Source organism: Mesomycoplasma ovipneumoniae ATCC 29419 (assembly GCF_028885435.1).
In the GTDB taxonomy this organism is placed as follows: Bacteria; Bacillota_I; Bacilli_A; order Mycoplasmatales; family Metamycoplasmataceae; genus Mesomycoplasma; species Mesomycoplasma ovipneumoniae.
Window position 1 is genome coordinate 684097 of record NZ_CP118522.1, and the last position, 15329, is coordinate 699425.

General features: G+C 29.5%; 13 protein-coding genes and 1 pseudogene. 4 read left to right on the forward strand and 10 right to left on the reverse strand.

All coding sequences use genetic code 4. The annotated features are described in order from the left end of the window. Window positions 1-54 precede the first annotated feature (54 nt). Both PWA39_RS02475 and PWA39_RS02480 read left to right on the forward strand, forming a co-directional pair. Window positions 55-536: pseudogene (locus PWA39_RS02475) on the forward strand (helix-turn-helix domain-containing protein); the annotation flags it as partial. 675 nt (window positions 537-1211) lie between these two features. Beyond that, window positions 1212-2258, forward strand: a complete 1047-nt coding sequence (locus PWA39_RS02480) for a zinc-dependent alcohol dehydrogenase family protein (protein WP_069099648.1) — start codon at window positions 1212-1214, stop codon at window positions 2256-2258. 906 nt (window positions 2259-3164) lie between these two features. Here PWA39_RS02480 and PWA39_RS02485 read toward each other — a convergent pair. Both PWA39_RS02485 and PWA39_RS02490 read right to left on the reverse strand, forming a co-directional pair. Continuing rightward, window positions 3165-3578, reverse strand: a complete 414-nt coding sequence (locus PWA39_RS02485; RefSeq protein WP_274827418.1) for an IS3 family transposase — start codon at window positions 3576-3578, stop codon at window positions 3165-3167. A 127-nt stretch (window positions 3579-3705) separates the two neighbouring features. Beyond that, complete coding sequence (locus tag PWA39_RS02490) at window positions 3706-4167, reverse strand: transposase (RefSeq protein WP_274827419.1); 462 nt, start codon at window positions 4165-4167, stop codon at window positions 3706-3708. Window positions 4168-4585: 418 nt separating this feature from the next. Between PWA39_RS02490 and PWA39_RS02495 the strand changes: the two genes are divergently transcribed. Continuing rightward, a complete protein-coding gene (locus PWA39_RS02495; RefSeq protein ID WP_075949654.1) occupies window positions 4586-4726 on the forward strand; it encodes a transposase in 141 nt (46 codons plus the stop codon). Window positions 4727-4984: 258 nt separating this feature from the next. On the opposite strand, the gene PWA39_RS02500 is transcribed toward PWA39_RS02495, so the two are convergent. The 7 genes from PWA39_RS02500 to PWA39_RS02530 form a co-directional block, all read right to left on the reverse strand. After that, a complete protein-coding gene (locus PWA39_RS02500) occupies window positions 4985-6358 on the reverse strand; it encodes an MSC_0618 family F1-like ATPase beta subunit (protein WP_069099596.1) in 1374 nt (457 codons plus the stop codon). Window positions 6359-6441: 83 nt separating this feature from the next. Further along, window positions 6442-7887, reverse strand: a complete 1446-nt coding sequence (locus PWA39_RS02505; protein ID WP_240534047.1) for an MSC_0619 family F1-like ATPase alpha subunit — start codon at window positions 7885-7887, stop codon at window positions 6442-6444. Next, window positions 7887-10136: an MSC_0620 family F1-like ATPase-associated subunit gene (locus PWA39_RS02510; protein WP_069099595.1), complete on the reverse strand. Its 2250-nt coding sequence runs from the start codon at window positions 10134-10136 to the stop codon at window positions 7887-7889. The genes PWA39_RS02505 and PWA39_RS02510 overlap by 1 nt, the downstream gene beginning before the upstream one ends. Further along, window positions 10129-10599 carry an MSC_0621 family F1-like ATPase epsilon subunit gene (locus tag PWA39_RS02515; protein WP_044283906.1) on the reverse strand — a complete coding sequence of 157 codons (471 nt, stop codon included), beginning with the start codon at window positions 10597-10599 and terminating at the stop codon, window positions 10129-10131. Before PWA39_RS02515 ends, PWA39_RS02510 begins: the two co-directional genes overlap by 8 nt. After that, entirely contained in the window at window positions 10600-11466 is an 867-nt protein-coding gene (locus PWA39_RS02520; RefSeq protein ID WP_196242493.1) for an MSC_0622 family F1-like ATPase gamma subunit, read from the reverse strand. A gap of 26 nt (window positions 11467-11492) precedes the next feature. After that, a complete protein-coding gene (locus PWA39_RS02525; protein ID WP_069099594.1) occupies window positions 11493-12038 on the reverse strand; it encodes a DUF2714 domain-containing protein in 546 nt (181 codons plus the stop codon). A gap of 46 nt (window positions 12039-12084) precedes the next feature. Beyond that, window positions 12085-13626, reverse strand: a complete 1542-nt coding sequence (locus tag PWA39_RS02530) for an MSC_0624 family F1-like ATPase-associated membrane protein (RefSeq protein ID WP_069099593.1) — start codon at window positions 13624-13626, stop codon at window positions 12085-12087. A 144-nt stretch (window positions 13627-13770) separates the two neighbouring features. Here PWA39_RS02530 and PWA39_RS02535 point away from each other — a divergent pair, with 144 nt between their 5' ends. Then, a complete protein-coding gene (locus PWA39_RS02535) occupies window positions 13771-14574 on the forward strand; it encodes a Cof-type HAD-IIB family hydrolase (RefSeq protein WP_069099592.1) in 804 nt (267 codons plus the stop codon). 70 nt (window positions 14575-14644) lie between these two features. Here PWA39_RS02535 and PWA39_RS02540 read toward each other — a convergent pair whose 3' ends face one another. Beyond that, entirely contained in the window at window positions 14645-15328 is a 684-nt protein-coding gene (locus tag PWA39_RS02540; RefSeq protein WP_075949653.1) for a PQ-loop domain-containing transporter, read from the reverse strand. Between the last annotated feature and the right edge of the window lies 1 nt (window position 15329).

Below are 15329 nucleotides of genomic sequence, written 5' to 3' on the forward strand. Positions count from 1 at the left end.
TGCAGCATATAGTATAATAATATTATTGTTGCATTTTTTTACTTAGGAAATATCATGGAAAAAAGAAAATTTAAACATTTTAGTTTCGAAGATTTAGTAAAAATTGAGTTTTTATTGCAGAACAATAAAAGTATAAGATTTATTGCTAAGCAACTTAATGTTTCACCCTCAACTGTCTCGAGAGAAATTAAAAGAAATCTAAATGAATATGGAATTTATGAAGCTAATTTAGCAATAACAAAAAGACAAAAAAGATATTATCATAGGTATTATTTCAAATTTGTTGAGTTAGGGAAATATGAGGAATTCAGCAGAATTTTTGCACTAAAATATGACAAAAAAGTCCATGGAGTTAAGCCAACATATTTTTATATAGCAGAAAATTACCCCAACATCGAAAGACCATCTTTAAAGACTGTTTTTAACTGAATCAAAACTAATAAATGGGTAATAGTTGGAATGACAGACTCAGAAAATATTACAAAAAAGGCGGAAAAAGAACTAGAAATGCCGTGCAAAGATTAGTTCCAAAAGGTTCGTGGATTTACGAGTTTTTTGCCTAAAATCTTAATTTTTATTATTTTAAAATCAACCTTTTGAAAAAAAAAAAAAAAAATGTTTGGTCAAAAATAAAGTTATGTTATAATAAGCATAACTAAGAATAAATTAATAAATTTTGCTATTGAATTGAGGGGATTAATTATGTTTTTGCCATAAAAAAATCAGAAAATGCGAATTTCCCATTATATTTTTAAATATGATGGAATGCCATAAATTTGACCGTTTAGAAATCTACAAATTTATGGCTTTTAGTTATTGTTCTTTCAAAACTTCATATATTTTTTTAGGCTCAATGTAAGTAAAAACGAGTTTTCTTTTTGCATTAAGTTTAAATAGCAGTTGTTTTTTTATGATTTTTGTTAGTGTTGTAACTAAAAAAGGTAGTTTAAATATTTTATAATTTTGCTTTTTAAGTTAAAAATGCCGAAAAAACGGACACTTTTTTAAGATTATCTCATCAAACTGGGAAACTCGGGAAAAAAATTGGTTTTTGTGGCTAAGTACAAAATTAATGTCAAAACCTTGGCAAATAAGGCAGAAATTTTACACTACGTTGACTAAAAAAATTTTCAATAAAAATACTTATTTATTATAAAAAAAGTTATATAATTATTTATGCAAATAATTATATACGAGGTCATTATATAAAAATGAAAGCATTAGTTTATCGTGGTGATCACAGTATCGCCCTCGAAGATGTTGACAAACCAGTTATACAAAAACCAACAGATGCAATTGTTAGAGTTACCAAAACAACTATTTGCGGTACAGATTTAGGAATTTTTAAAGGTAAAAATCCCGAAGTTGCCTCAGGTAGAATTTTAGGTCACGAAGGTATTGGTATTGTTGAAGAAATAGGTTCAAGTGTTTCTAATGTTAAAGTAGGTGACAAAGTTTTAATTGGCTGCATAACTCCATGTGGTAAGTGTGACAATTGTCGTGTACAGTTATATTCTCACTGCCGTGAAGCAGAAGGTGGTTGAAAATTCGGTTATATGATCAACGGAACTCAAGCCGAATATGTAAGAGTTCCTTTTGCCGATAATAGTTTATATAAATATCCTGATACAATTTCTGACGAAGTAGCTGTTATGTTATCAGACGCGCTTCCAACTGGACACGAAATTGGTGTTCAATATGGTCAAGTTTCACCTGGTAAAACAGTAGCAATTATTGGTGCTGGTCCAGTGGGAATGGGAGCGCTTTTAACTGCACAACTATATTCACCATCTAAATTAATCGTGATTGATCTTGACAAAAACCGTTTAGAAAAAGCTAAAGAATTAGGAGCAACTCACACACTAGTTCCTGATGATTCATTGTTAGAAAAATTACACGAAATTGTTGGTTCTGATGGTGTTGATGTTGCAATTGAAGCTGTTGGACTTCCTCAAACATGAGACACTTGCCAAAAAATTGTTAAACCAGGTGGAAATATTTCTGTTGTTGGTGTCCACGGTAAAAAAGTCGACTTTAATCTCCAAAATCTCTGAATTAAAAACATCACCGTTACAACAGGACTAGTAAATACAAACACACTACCAATGCTAATTAACGCTGTTTCAACCGGAAAACTCCCAGTTGATGGACTAATTACCCACCGCTTCAACCTTTCTGATATGATGAAAGCTTATGATACCTTCTTAAATGCATCTGACAATAAAGCAATGAAAATTTTCATTGACGCGACAAAATAAAGTTATTATTTTCGTTTATTATTTGTAAATTGTTTTGTAAGACTCGCTGCTTTAAAGTGCGAGTCTTATTTTTTTATTTTAAATTTTTAAAATAAAAAAATTCAGTTATAATTAATCTTGATAAAAATGAATTAATAAATTTTTGGATATTAGAATTAAGGGGGAATTAATTATGTTTTTTGTCTAAAAAAATCAGAAAATGCGAATTTTGGACTGTGTTTTAAAGATAGTGCAATGGCTTAAAATTAACTGTTTGCAAAAAAAAAAAAAAAATGCTTGGTCTAAAAAAAATTTGTGTTATAATAACAATCACTAAGAATAATTAATAAATTTAATATTGAATTAAGGAGGATAAGACATGTTTTTTGCATGATAAAATCAGAAAATGCGAGTTATCCATTATATTTTTAAATATGATGGAATGCCTTAAATTTACCTGTTTAGAAATCTACAAATTTAGGGCTTTTGGTTTTTGTTCTTTCAAAACTTCATATGTTTTTTTAGGCTCGACGCAAATAAAAACGAGTTCTCTATTTGCATTGAATTTAAATAGTAGTTGTATTTTTTGTGATTTTTGCCAGTGTTTTAAACTAAAAAAGCAGTTTAAAAATTTCATAATTTTGCTTTTCAAGTTAAAATTTTAGCTTTTTTAGTTTGTTTTATTTGATTAATAAGTAGATTTTTCTTTTGCGAGTGCTAGATTTAAAATTCAGTATTTTTGATTTGATAGTTATTTTTCCTGAGTTTGCTAAAAAAGTTAAAAAGTGCCAAAACTAAACCAGGACACTTTTTAAGATTATTCCCGAGTTTCCCAGTTTTAAGGCAAAAATTCACTTTTTAGTGAATCGAAATATGAAAAAACACCGGTAAATAAACTAGGGCAAAAAAATTAACAGTTTAATATTATTATAACATCATAGCATATTGCTGTGGTGTTTTTCAATTTAAAATTGATTGAATTCTATAGTTGTTGTATCAAAATATATAATCTGCAATTATTTTTCTCAGATCTTCTAAAGTTATTTTACTGTAGTTTAACTCGTTTAAGCATTCACTTTTTATAATTGAAAATCAATATTCAACCTCCCTATTATCCAAAGAATTTCCTATGCGAGACAACGAAACAGTTCCTCCCATTTTATTTATTTTGTCAATATAGACTTTTGAAGTGTATTGAAATCCATGGTCCGAATGAATAACAAAATCTTTATCAATAGACCTAAATGTTTTTATATTATCCATAACTAAATTAAGATCATTGCTTACAGATAATTTAAAATCTCTGATTTTTTTAGTTTTATGCTCAATTATTACAGACAAAAATACATGGTTTTCCTTAACATCTCTGGGAGCTTTTATATATGTAATATCAGTAGCAAAAATATTCCTATTTAATTTATCATTGTAGTCGCGTTTAACAATATCCGGTAGTGCGAATTTGGTGTTCTTAATTTCGCTCTTTCTTCTTTTTTCTAATTTTACATACTAAATTCAATCTTTTTAAATGTCTTCCAAGAGTTCGAGGGTGAATGTAAATATTATATTTTATAGAAATATAAGCACTCAACCTTAGGCGACCATATCTACCTTTGTTATCAAGAAAGGATTTTTTAATTATTGCGTCATTTTCGTACTCTTTTACTTTTATAACTCTAGTTTTAGATTTTGCCACTGATTGTCTGCATACATTAAAAATTTTTGCAGATTTGCTGTAGGGAATATTTAGTGTTTTGGCTTCACTAAGTTTTCCTGATTTTGATTTATCTTTGTTGGTTTCGTAATATCTCTTAGCTATTTCTATTAATTCTTCTTTTGTAAATTCGTTTCAATCGGGTTCAATTTGTTTTTTAGGTTTGCCACTCCCTGGCTTTCTCCTCGCACCCTTTTTATCTAATAATTGATCTTGCATACCATTATTATAATACCGAATAATTTTTTTGATTCTTCGAACTAGTTGATCTCTGGTTATAAAATTTGTATCTGGCGAAATATCATTTATATAATTTATTGTTTTTTTAATCCAAATTCATTGTAAATTTTATAAATCATATCAAACTCGTCTTTTTTAAAGTGTCTTGACATTAGTATTTCCTTTTTGTTGCATTTGAAAATTTAAAAAACTAACACTTTTGGTGTTAGCCTCCTCCTAAAATCGGACAAAAAAGCCAACGCCTTAGTGTTACTTTTCTTTGTCCTAGTTTAAAATCAGTGTTTCTTGATTTTAAAATCTTAATTTTTATACTAGCATTTACTAGCATTTTAAGTAATTTTATGGTATAATTATAAATTATGAAAAAACAAAAATTAACTAAGTTGGTTTAGTAACGATGTTGCAAAAATTAAGGCAAAGGGTTGAATTTAACACTTTAGATCAGCAAATAACATTTAAAAATCGAGATGGTGTTCCTAGTGATCCGAATATTTGAAATAGGTATGATTTTTACTTTGATATCTTAATAAATCACTAAAAAAATTGTAAGTAACTTTTACCAAAAAACTTAAAAAAGTCCCTAAAACCGGATACCTTTTTAAAATTACCTTATCAAACTGGGAAACTCGGGAGTATTTTTGATTTGATAGTTATTTTTCCTGAGTTTGCTAAAAAAAGTTAAAAAGTGCCAAAACTAAACCAGGACACTTTTTAAGATTATTTCATCAAACTGCGAAACTCGGGATAAAAAATTTCACCTAAATTAAGGTGAAATTATCATTTGTTTTTGAAGTTTTTAGGCTTCTTTTTTAGCAAGATCATCAACTGAGCCAATAAAGGCAAATTCTGATGGAGAAATATCTAAAAATTCACCATCAATAATTCGAATTACTGAGTCAATTGTTTTTTCAAGTGGAACATAAACTCCAGGTTCTTTAGTAAAGGCGGCGGCCATAAAGAAATTTTGGGTGAAAAAGTTTTCAAGTTGGAGCGCTTTACGGACAATTATTTTACTTTCAGCATCAAGTTCATCAAATCCAAGAATCAAAATAACATCTTCTAAGTCTTTGTATTTTTTCATAATTGACTTAGCGGCAATAATTGCATTAAAATGTCTTTCACCTATAACGTTTACCGAAACTGAGTTTGAGGTTGAAACTAAAGGATCAAAAGCTGGGAAAATATTTCTTGACATTTTATCACGTGAGAGCACAAATGAAGAATCAAGGTGAGTAAATAGCGAAATAGCCGCTGGATCAGAAAGATCGTCCATTGGCAAGAAAACAGTTTGGAACGAAGTAATTGAACCATTTTCATTTTTATAAAGGCGATCTTCAATAAAAGAAACATCAGAGTCCATTGTTGCATGGTAACCACCGATTGAAACATTTTTTTCAAGCGCACTTGAGACTTCATTAGTAGCTTGAATAAAACGGTAAATGTTGTCAATAAATAAAAGCACATCTTCTTTTTCGTAGTCACGAGCATATTCAGCAGCTGTAACTCCCATTGGCACAATCATTGAACGTGCGCCAGGAGTTTCGTTCATTTGGGCAACAAACATTGTTGATTTTGACATTAAATTTGACTCTTGAAGTTCTAAAAATAACTCAAGACCTTCACGGGAACGCTCACCTGAACCGACAAAAATTGACGAAACTTTTTGTCTTTGTTTAGAAACGTTAAAAATTATTTCCTTCATCAAAACAGTTTTACCAACTCCGGCACCACCAAAAATTCCAATTTTATAACCTTCAAAAATAGGCACAAAAAAATCAAGCGCTTTAATCCCGGTTTCAAGCAATTTATGACGAACATTAAAATTTTCTTTGGTAACATTAACTGTTGAGTTTATCGGAATTGTTTTCGGCTTATATTGGGCATTATTTTGTGACTGGGCTAAAATGTTAAAAACTTGATTTTTAGCAGTAGGACCAACAGGAACTTGTAAAAAAGTGAGTGTATTGACAACTTGGTGACCAACGGCAATTGGCTGAGATTTAGCAATCACAATTGCACGAACTGTATTTGCATCTAAAATTTTTTTAATAACCAAAACTGTTGTGTTTTGGTGCATTGTTAGAGCTTGTTCAAGTTGAATTTTATCAAGATCAGTCTGAAATTTAATTTCAGCAACATTAGTTCAAATTTGGGAAACAAAGCCAATCATTTTTATCTACCTCCGATATTTTGGGCTTTTTGCATTATTGAATCAAGTAATGACTGCTCCATTTTTGGAAATGCAAGCGGAACTTAGAGTTGAGTATTTGTTGTTTTTTCCAAAAATTGGTTAACTACTGTTGCAAAATATGAACCAGCAAGCTGATCGTCAATAAATTCATTATTTGTGTATTTGGCAAAAATTTGTTTGGCAAATGGATCAGTTTCAATTAAGGCCTGAACAAAATTCACGACTTTTGTAGGATCAGCAACATCTTTTAAAAGACCTCAAGAAATTATTTTTATTCCCATTAAAACACTTGTTGGTGAATAATAAGAATAACCTTTTTGAACTAAAAACTGCTCAACTTGTGATCCTTTAAAGAGTAAATCTGAAGTTTCTTTATTAAGATCATAATCTAATTTTGCCAATTTAATTTGCTTTTGGTAGTTGTAATATAATGATGAAATTTCTTTGGAAATTGCGCGAATATTTTTTGCTTGAACTGATGAACCTGTCCGCGAAACACTAAGTCCAATATTTACTGCAGGAATTTTACCTTCGGCAAAAAGCGCTGAAGAAGTAATAATTTGACCGTCAGTGATTGAAATTACATTTGAAGAAACAAGAGCGGTAATATCGTTGTCAACTGTTTGAAGAATTGGCAAGGCTGTAATTGATTTTCGCCCAATAAAACGACCGGAACGCTCTAAAAGTTTTGAGTGGGCAAAGAAAATATCGGCCGGAAAAGCTTCTTTTCCAATTGGCTGATTAGTTAAAAGCGCTACCTCACGCCAAACACTCGCATGTTTAGAAAGATCATCAAAAACAATAACAACATCGTAATTATAACTAAGATTTTCAGCATGTGCCATTGCAAAATAAGGGGCTAAATATTGATCAAAAGGACTTGTTGAAGCTGCATGAAGAACGATTGTGTTATTCATTGCCCCATTTTTTAAGAGATCATGGTATAAAGAGACTAAATTTTGCCGTTTTTGACCAATTGAGACATAAATACATTTTGTTGTTGGCGAATTCTTCTGATTAATAATTGTGTTAATTCCAATATGTGTTTTCCCAGTTTGACGATCACCAACAATAAGTTCACGCTGTCCAAATCCAATTGGGTTAAAAAGATCGATTGACAAAATTCCGGTATAAACTTGACGATCAAGCAATTGACGTTGTAAAACACCGGCGGCAGTTGCAAAAGCTGAGTGACGATAAGTTAAAAAAGTTTGTGGTCTGACTGATTTTGGTTCAATTATGTTACCAGAAAGATCGATAATTTTCCCAAAAAATTCCATTGAAGTGGCCACGCGATCAAAATCAGGTAGCTCAACAAGTTCGTCATTAATTTCAACTTTACCTTTTTGGTTGTTAAAAAGTAAATAAGCTTGCATATATGAGGCTTGAATTACTACCGCTTTGATTTCGGGTTTATTTTTGATTTGAAAAAATTGCTGTTCTTTTCAGTTGTATTGTCCTTTAACTAAAATAACATAGTCTAAAACTGAAGCGACACGTAATGACATTATTTTTCTCCTTGTTCTTGATTTTCAGAATTATTTTCAACTTTTTTTAGTTGATTTTTTTTATAAACTAACAATCTTGAAATTACAGCAATTGAGACTAAAATTACTGAAAGTGTCCCGACTATTAAATAAGCAAGATTATTTGCTAACCATTGACTTTGCTGTTCACTGTTGAATTGTTCAATAAGTGCTGAAAAATTCTGAATTGGATCAGAGTTTTGTTGAGAGCTATTTATTGAAGAAGATCCTTGATTTGCCTGAGGTTTTTCGTCAAAATAAGCAACATGACCTAATATTTGGTTTAAAAGATTGATTTGGCGTCCTAGTTTAGTCATTGCCACAAATTGATTAACTAAATTTGAGCTTATTTTGTTAGACTCATTATGAAAAAGGGCAACTTTTTCGTGTGCCTGGGCAAAATAACGGTTAATATCTTCGCGAGTTAAATTCAACTTTTTGAGATTTTCGTCAAATTGTTTTTCTTTTTGCTCGGCTGCTGCCTTGTCAACTGCATTTGGCTTTGCCAAATATTGGAAAAATTTATCTTGAAGAACAATTAGGTTTAAAAAATAAATTAAATAATAATGAGATCAAGCTTTATTATTGTCAATTTCTGATTTTTTTAGGTAAGATAAAAACTGAAATTGTGAAGCCGAAAAAACTGTTGAATTAGAAGAATTTATATAATCTTGGGCCAATTTTTTCTGAGCATCAAGAAAATCTTGGTTATAAAAAACTTTAGTTAATAAATAAAAGAAATTATAAATTGTTGTCTGTGAACCTGGAGAATAATAACGAATTTGGTCAAAACTAAACTGGTCTTGAATATTCAATGTTGAGAAAAACTGGTCAATTACAGCAGTTACACCTAAATTTGAATTGTATAAATTTGTTGTTATTGCTTGTTTTTGAGCCGGAGTTGCGCCCTCAGGGAAATCAGTATAATGGGGAGTATCATAGACTTTTTCGGCTTTTGACTTGTCAGCTGGATCACGAACTTGATTAACAAAGTCAACAATTTTTACTTTTGCATTAATTTTATTTCCAGCCGGATCAAGCGAAACTGATTCAATAAAATATTTAAAACGTGAATTTAACGGATTTAAGAAGAAAAAAATGTTGTTTTTTTCTTCTGCTGATGCTGAATTATAGAGTTGAACTACTTGTTGAGGCGTCATAGCTGCATACTGAGGAGCAATAATTGGCGGCAAATCAGGGGCAATTCGCACTTCAAATTCAGGTTTTTCGGCCACATCAGGTGGATTCTGGTTAGTAATTTTTTTAATTGCAAAATTAATTTGTTCCTGGGCTGATTGAGATGAACTTGGATTTGGCAGCTGATTTAAAGTAAAATCAAGTAAAAGTGACTGTTTTTCAAAGTAGTTTTTAATTCAGTCATTTCAAGAAGTTATTCCTTCTTTGCCAATTGGCTTGCTTGCTAACAAAAGGTTTTCTTCAGTATCAGATCTTTCAGAAAATTTGTCAAGGTTAAAATTCTTTTTATAAACAGGAAATTCTTCTTCTTTAAAAAGATATTGTTTATATTGGGATGTAAGTCCTTGAAAATAAGTCTTAATTCGATTTTCAAAATCTTTTCCTTTGAGCGTGTTTGGGACTTCTGTTACTTTTGAGGTTTTAACATTATTTATTTTTTCATAATTATCATCATTGTTAGTTCCTCATTCAAGACCTTGGTAGTTTTCTTTGTCAAAGCTAACATCACCACGTTTTAGTTTTAGATTATTGGCAAAAGCAAAAGGACTAATAATATTAAGGCCAAATTCACTTGGATTCTTTTTTAGGCCTTCACGGTTTCGCTTGAAATAATCACGAAGTTGAATTCAGAAAAAACTTTGCTGTAGTTTTTCTTCAAGATTATCACGAGTTTTTGAAGCAATATCAGCAAGTTTAATTTTAATATCTTCGTCAACTTTATCAATAAATTGATCAATTAATGATTCTTTTTGGGCTTCTCAGTATGCTTTATTTTGCCTTAGTTCTTCTTCAGTAATTGGTTCAGCCTTTTTTTCACTTGTACCTGCAGAGGCTTGGCCGCCAGCATTTTGTCCAGGATTTGCTGGCGGATTTGCAGGAGGCTGACTTGGACTTGCAGGAGCAGGGGCAGTTTGTTGAAATTCAACAACAGCAGGACTAAAAGTTGAAGCTGATGAAAGAAAAAATAAAGATGAAATTGAAAAGACTGATAAAATAGGCGCAAAAACTAGTTTATTTTTTAATTTTTTAGACATGATTCACCTCGGTTTGAACTAAAAAAAACAGTTGCATCAAACGGTTTTGTTCATTTTCTTGTTTAGCAAGCATATAATTATTATACAATTCTAAATTTGAGCTAAGCTCTAAATTTGCTTGCATTTGCAATTTGTGCAAAAGTGTGTTTTTGCTTTTTTGATTTGATTTTTTCTGAATATAATATTCTTTTTTATCAGTTTTATAAAAAATCAAATCATCATAAAGACGAATAGAAGCGCTATTTTCTAAGGAAAAAAGTAATGATTTGTGGGCAAAAAAATAAAAAACCCCGGAAGAAATTTCGATTTTTATGAGCGAAAAATCAAGATTTGAGACAATAAATGGCTCAAGTGGTGCAAAATATTTTTCCTGTTCAATGTTAATATATATTTTGCAATCTTTAAAATTTATAGTTTTATTTTCAGGGGTCAAAATTCGGAAATTTCAAAGTTGTGATTCCATTTAAAAAATTCCTTTCGGTTTGCTCTTAATCAAGTTTAGTTCCTCAATTTCTAGCTCACGTTCAATTTTTAAAATTGTTGTCTTAAGACGTAAAATTTTCTCCTCAATTTCCTTTAAAAGGGTATTTTCGTGAATAAGCTTATTTTTATAGACGATAAATTGTGACTCAAGTAGTAAAACTTGCACTGATGTGGCAAAATATGTTTGAATTTGGGTTTGGTAAAATTCCTCAAAATTAGGGAAAAAACGGACTTTATCAAGGTTAGCTTTGAATTTGTCGATTGTTTCTTGAGTTGTTTCCATTTTAAATTCAAATTGGTTTAAAGGGAAAATTGTTGCAATAAAATTAGGGATTTTATTTGAATAAACGGCCATTTTTACTGATGAAAACTGACGAGTTTTAAGTCCATATTCAATAACTTGACCAATTTTTACTGAATTTTCAAAGGAATTGTCTAAATTTTCAAAGCTAGTTATGATTTTCATATTGTTTTTCTTTGCAAAATTAATTGCCCGAACACCGAGAGGAACAATAAAATCTTTTTCAGTATAATTTTCTAAAATTTTAGCTTCAATTTGATCAAAAAAGTTTTGGGTATATTTTTCATTTGATGAAGGATAAATTCAAAGATTAATATTTTGGCGGGCAAAAGCTTTTTTTGTCAGTAGTGATAATTTTGCACTAAATGATCTTTGTGGACTAAATTGGGCAAGTAAAAACTGTCCAATTAAGAAAAATTCATAAACATTTCTTATTGTTCTTAAAAGAAGGTTAATTTGGATTAGAGAAATATTCCGATTTAGTGAAACTAAATCATAAATTTTGATAAAATTGTCTCTTTTTTCCTTTTTTTCATTTATGTTCATAATTTAAGACTCTCAAATTAAAGTATTTATCGTTTTTTATTTGGTTGGTTTTGATCTTCTAAACTTGATGCCAAAGAGACTTCGCTGAAAATAACTTTAAGTGTTTTGGTCTGCGGATCGAGAAAAACAATGCATCCTTCGACAACTTCAACAAAACGGCTTTTATTGGCAATAAAATCTCAAGCAAGTGTGTTTAGATTCCCAAGAAGTGCTGAAAATCTTGAATCAGAACTATCTGAATAAAAATTACTTGCTCTAACATTTGAAGATTCAACCTGAGCAATTATCGGAACAAGCCCTTTTGAACCAAAACGACTTGAACGTTGCCAAGAAATAACAAAATTTTTAAACACTAATTCTGTGGTTGACTTATAAGAGTCGATAACTTTTTTTTGGTATTTTTCTTTCATTGAGGATTTTGCTTTTTGCGAAGATACAAGCAGAGTTAAATTCATTAGTGCATCAAAACTAATGAAATTAGGGTGATTAATTAAATCATAATAGTCACGAAATTCTGTTTTTGTATCAAATTGAGTTGGATTTGCTTGTTTTTTTGTTCCGAAAATTTTCATGATTTGTTCCTTATTTTTTAACTTTTAGATTTAGAAGATTTTAGATCTAAGATGATTCTATTTTTTCATTTTCAACATTTTGATTTTGATCTTGAGATGATTTGTTTTTTGTTGTTAGAATTAAAGTATTTTTACCAATTGCAATAAATAAATTTGTTAAAACAAAAATTGCTAGTAAAAGAGTTAAAATCCCAAGAAAATAGAAACTATAGTCAATATAAAAAACTGATACTAAATCTTTTTGGTAGTCTTCTGGCTTAACTTGCGAAACGGTTGATGTATAAATATCAATATTCAATAAATAAATGAAATTAAAAATTGTGTATAAAATAATGAAAAAACTTACCATTAATTTCATCCAAAGCGGAAATTCGGGTTTAATTCTAACTAGAGCAAAATAAATGGTAAGGAAAAATACTAGCTGAGTTGAGTTTATTCAAATTGTTTCATAAACTGAATAACTTAAATATGAGACAACAAAGCTCACAATAAAAGATAGTAGAATAAAAATGAATGGAAGAGTATTTAATTGATAATCTTTAATTTTATTTTTTAGTCGAGTAAGATTTAAAACAAAATAAAGAATTAATAAAACAACATGAATCGAAATACCAATTATTGTCGGCAAATAATTGGGCACAATATTATTTCCAAAAGGAAGAAACTGAACAAAATTACTTATCGAATAAACAGTTATATAAACACTATATATAAAAATTCCAATAGCAATAAAAATTAAGACCGAAAGCGCTGGCGTATATTTTTTAAGTCGAATAAAACTTTGACGGTAAAAATAAATTTGCGGACTATAATATAATAAAGCTAATACTAAAACTCCCATTAAAATTGCAATTAAAATTAACGAATTAGTTAGTTTTGCAACTTCTGTGATAAAAGTATAAATTCAATTTGCAACTGGATTGTCATAAGTAACGGTCGAAACTGATGAGTTTTCAGGGGTCGAAAAGACCATTGAGGCAAAAATTCCAAATAAAGTACCTGATGTAACAATAGCAGACGCTAAACTTATATGCTTAAAAGTAAAAAGCTTTTTATAGTCATAGTTAATTTTGTCATCTGTTCGCCCGAGTCAAAGTCAAAGGGAATAATCAAGTAAAATATAAATAAAAATTTGGGCAGAAATGCCAAGAATATGACTCCAATCTGTTGTTAGTCAAGCAAAATAAACAACTAGATTGACTAATGAAAGGAAAAAATAGACTGATAAAATTATGTATTTATGCGTCTTATTTTTAAGGCCAAAAAATTTTAAACCTTTAAATAAAAAGATAATACTAAAAAATAACAAAAAAACTGATCTTGCAACTCTTGGAGCAATAAATTCGCGAATTTCATCATCAATAGGATTAAAAATTAGCGAAATACTTGAAACCCTTGAAATCGGGGCATTTTGGTCAATATCTACTATGTTCAGGAATGATCGACGGGCGTCAAAGAAAATTGCCGTGCTTAGTCCAAGCAAAAATAGAATAAAAACGACGCGAAGAAAAATACGCGCTAAATTCTTCTTGTCTTTTTTAGCTGGTTTTGCATTTAAACTATAAGCCTCAGCACTAACCGCATTCATTTTGACCTCCTTTTTCGTGTTGAAATGCTAACATTATAACCTTTTTTTTTTTTTTTGTTGACAAAAATGTAAAAAAAATTACCTAAAAAAATATCTAATTTAAAATAATTTTTGTTTTTAGTGTTTTACTTTATAATTTTAGAAATGGTTAAAAAATTAATATTTAGTGATATTGACGGAACTCTTTATTGCGGTGATTTTTCCGTTGATAAGGAAACAATTGATTTTCTAAAAAATAATAAAGATAACTTTACCTTAATTTTAAATACAGGTAATCCTTTGGGCTCAAGAATTTTGCAAACAGCAAAACTCTTAGAAATTCGCTACGTTTTAACATCTAATGGTGCTTTATTTAGTGATTTAAAAGAGGACAAACATACTTTAATTCACGGGCCAATTTCACAAAAATCACAAGAGTTTGTTTTTAAAATTGCTAAAGATTTAGATATGCAACTAAATTTTTGAACAAGTCAAAAATATTTTAGCTTTAATTTTAAAGAGCAAAATTATTCCTATTTTAACTACCCACTTTTGGATCCTGAAAATGAGGTATTTTTTACTGATAGCCCACAAAAAGATGTAATAAAATTAGAATTAATTGGCTCCAGCCAAACTTTAGAAAAGGCTTATAAATTATTAGAAGAAGATGGCGATCTTGAAGGCGTTTTAATTAATAATATAAGTATTGAAATTGGTAAAAAAGGGACAAATAAAGGAAGTGCTGTTGAATTTGTAGCAAAAAGTTTTGGAATTGATGTCCAAAAAACAATGACAATTGGCGATAGTCCTAATGATATTTCAATGCTTGAAAAAACTAATTTTTCTTATGCAATGGCAAATGGCTATGAAATTGTTAAAAAAACAGCAAAACTCAACACAAGTGCTTGCGATCAACAAGGGCTAGTTTATGCAATTAAAGACTTTTTATATCGAACAAAATTTGATTAAAAAATATGACTAAAAAAGTCTTTTAGTCATATTTTTGTCAATTTTTTTGTGATTAAAATAATTAAAAAGTTTAAATTCAATTAATTTTAAATGGTTTTTTCTGTTGTTTGATTTGATAAAAATAAGCAACAAGTTGGATTGTCGAAATCAAGAAACCAATGATTTGAAAAATGAATGACGGAAGGTAAACGTCATTTTTTTCAATAACAAATTGCAAGAAAAAGTAGATTAATCAAGCAAAGTTTAGGAGAAATAAATTTAGCAAAAAAGTAAGTGGAATAAATTTAGTTGTTTTGTTTTTAATACCTAACAAAGTTTGTGGTAAAAAGGCAATATTTACGCAAAATCCGGCAAAAATTCCAAGATATTTAGCATAAGAAGCAAGATTTCCTAAGGAAATTTTGGCTGCAAAGAAAATTCCAAGTAGTAAAATTAGTAGAAAAACTGTTAATGCAAAAGACAAAAAACTGAAATTTATTAGTTGTCTTCTTGTTGTTTTTGCTTTAAAAATATAAATTTGAGCTAAAAAGATAAAAGTAGAAAGTCCGCTAAATACTTGCGGAATAAAAACTTGTAAATCACGAATTGCAAAGCCTAAAAGTGCAAATCCAAAAATTCCCAAATAATAAATTCATCAGCTTAATAATGAAACTTTTGGTGGTTTTTTTGCTAAAAAAGTATTTATTACTAAAGGTAAACCGATTATCGAAGTTAATGAAGCTGCAATTCAACCAATTATTGTTATATATGTCATA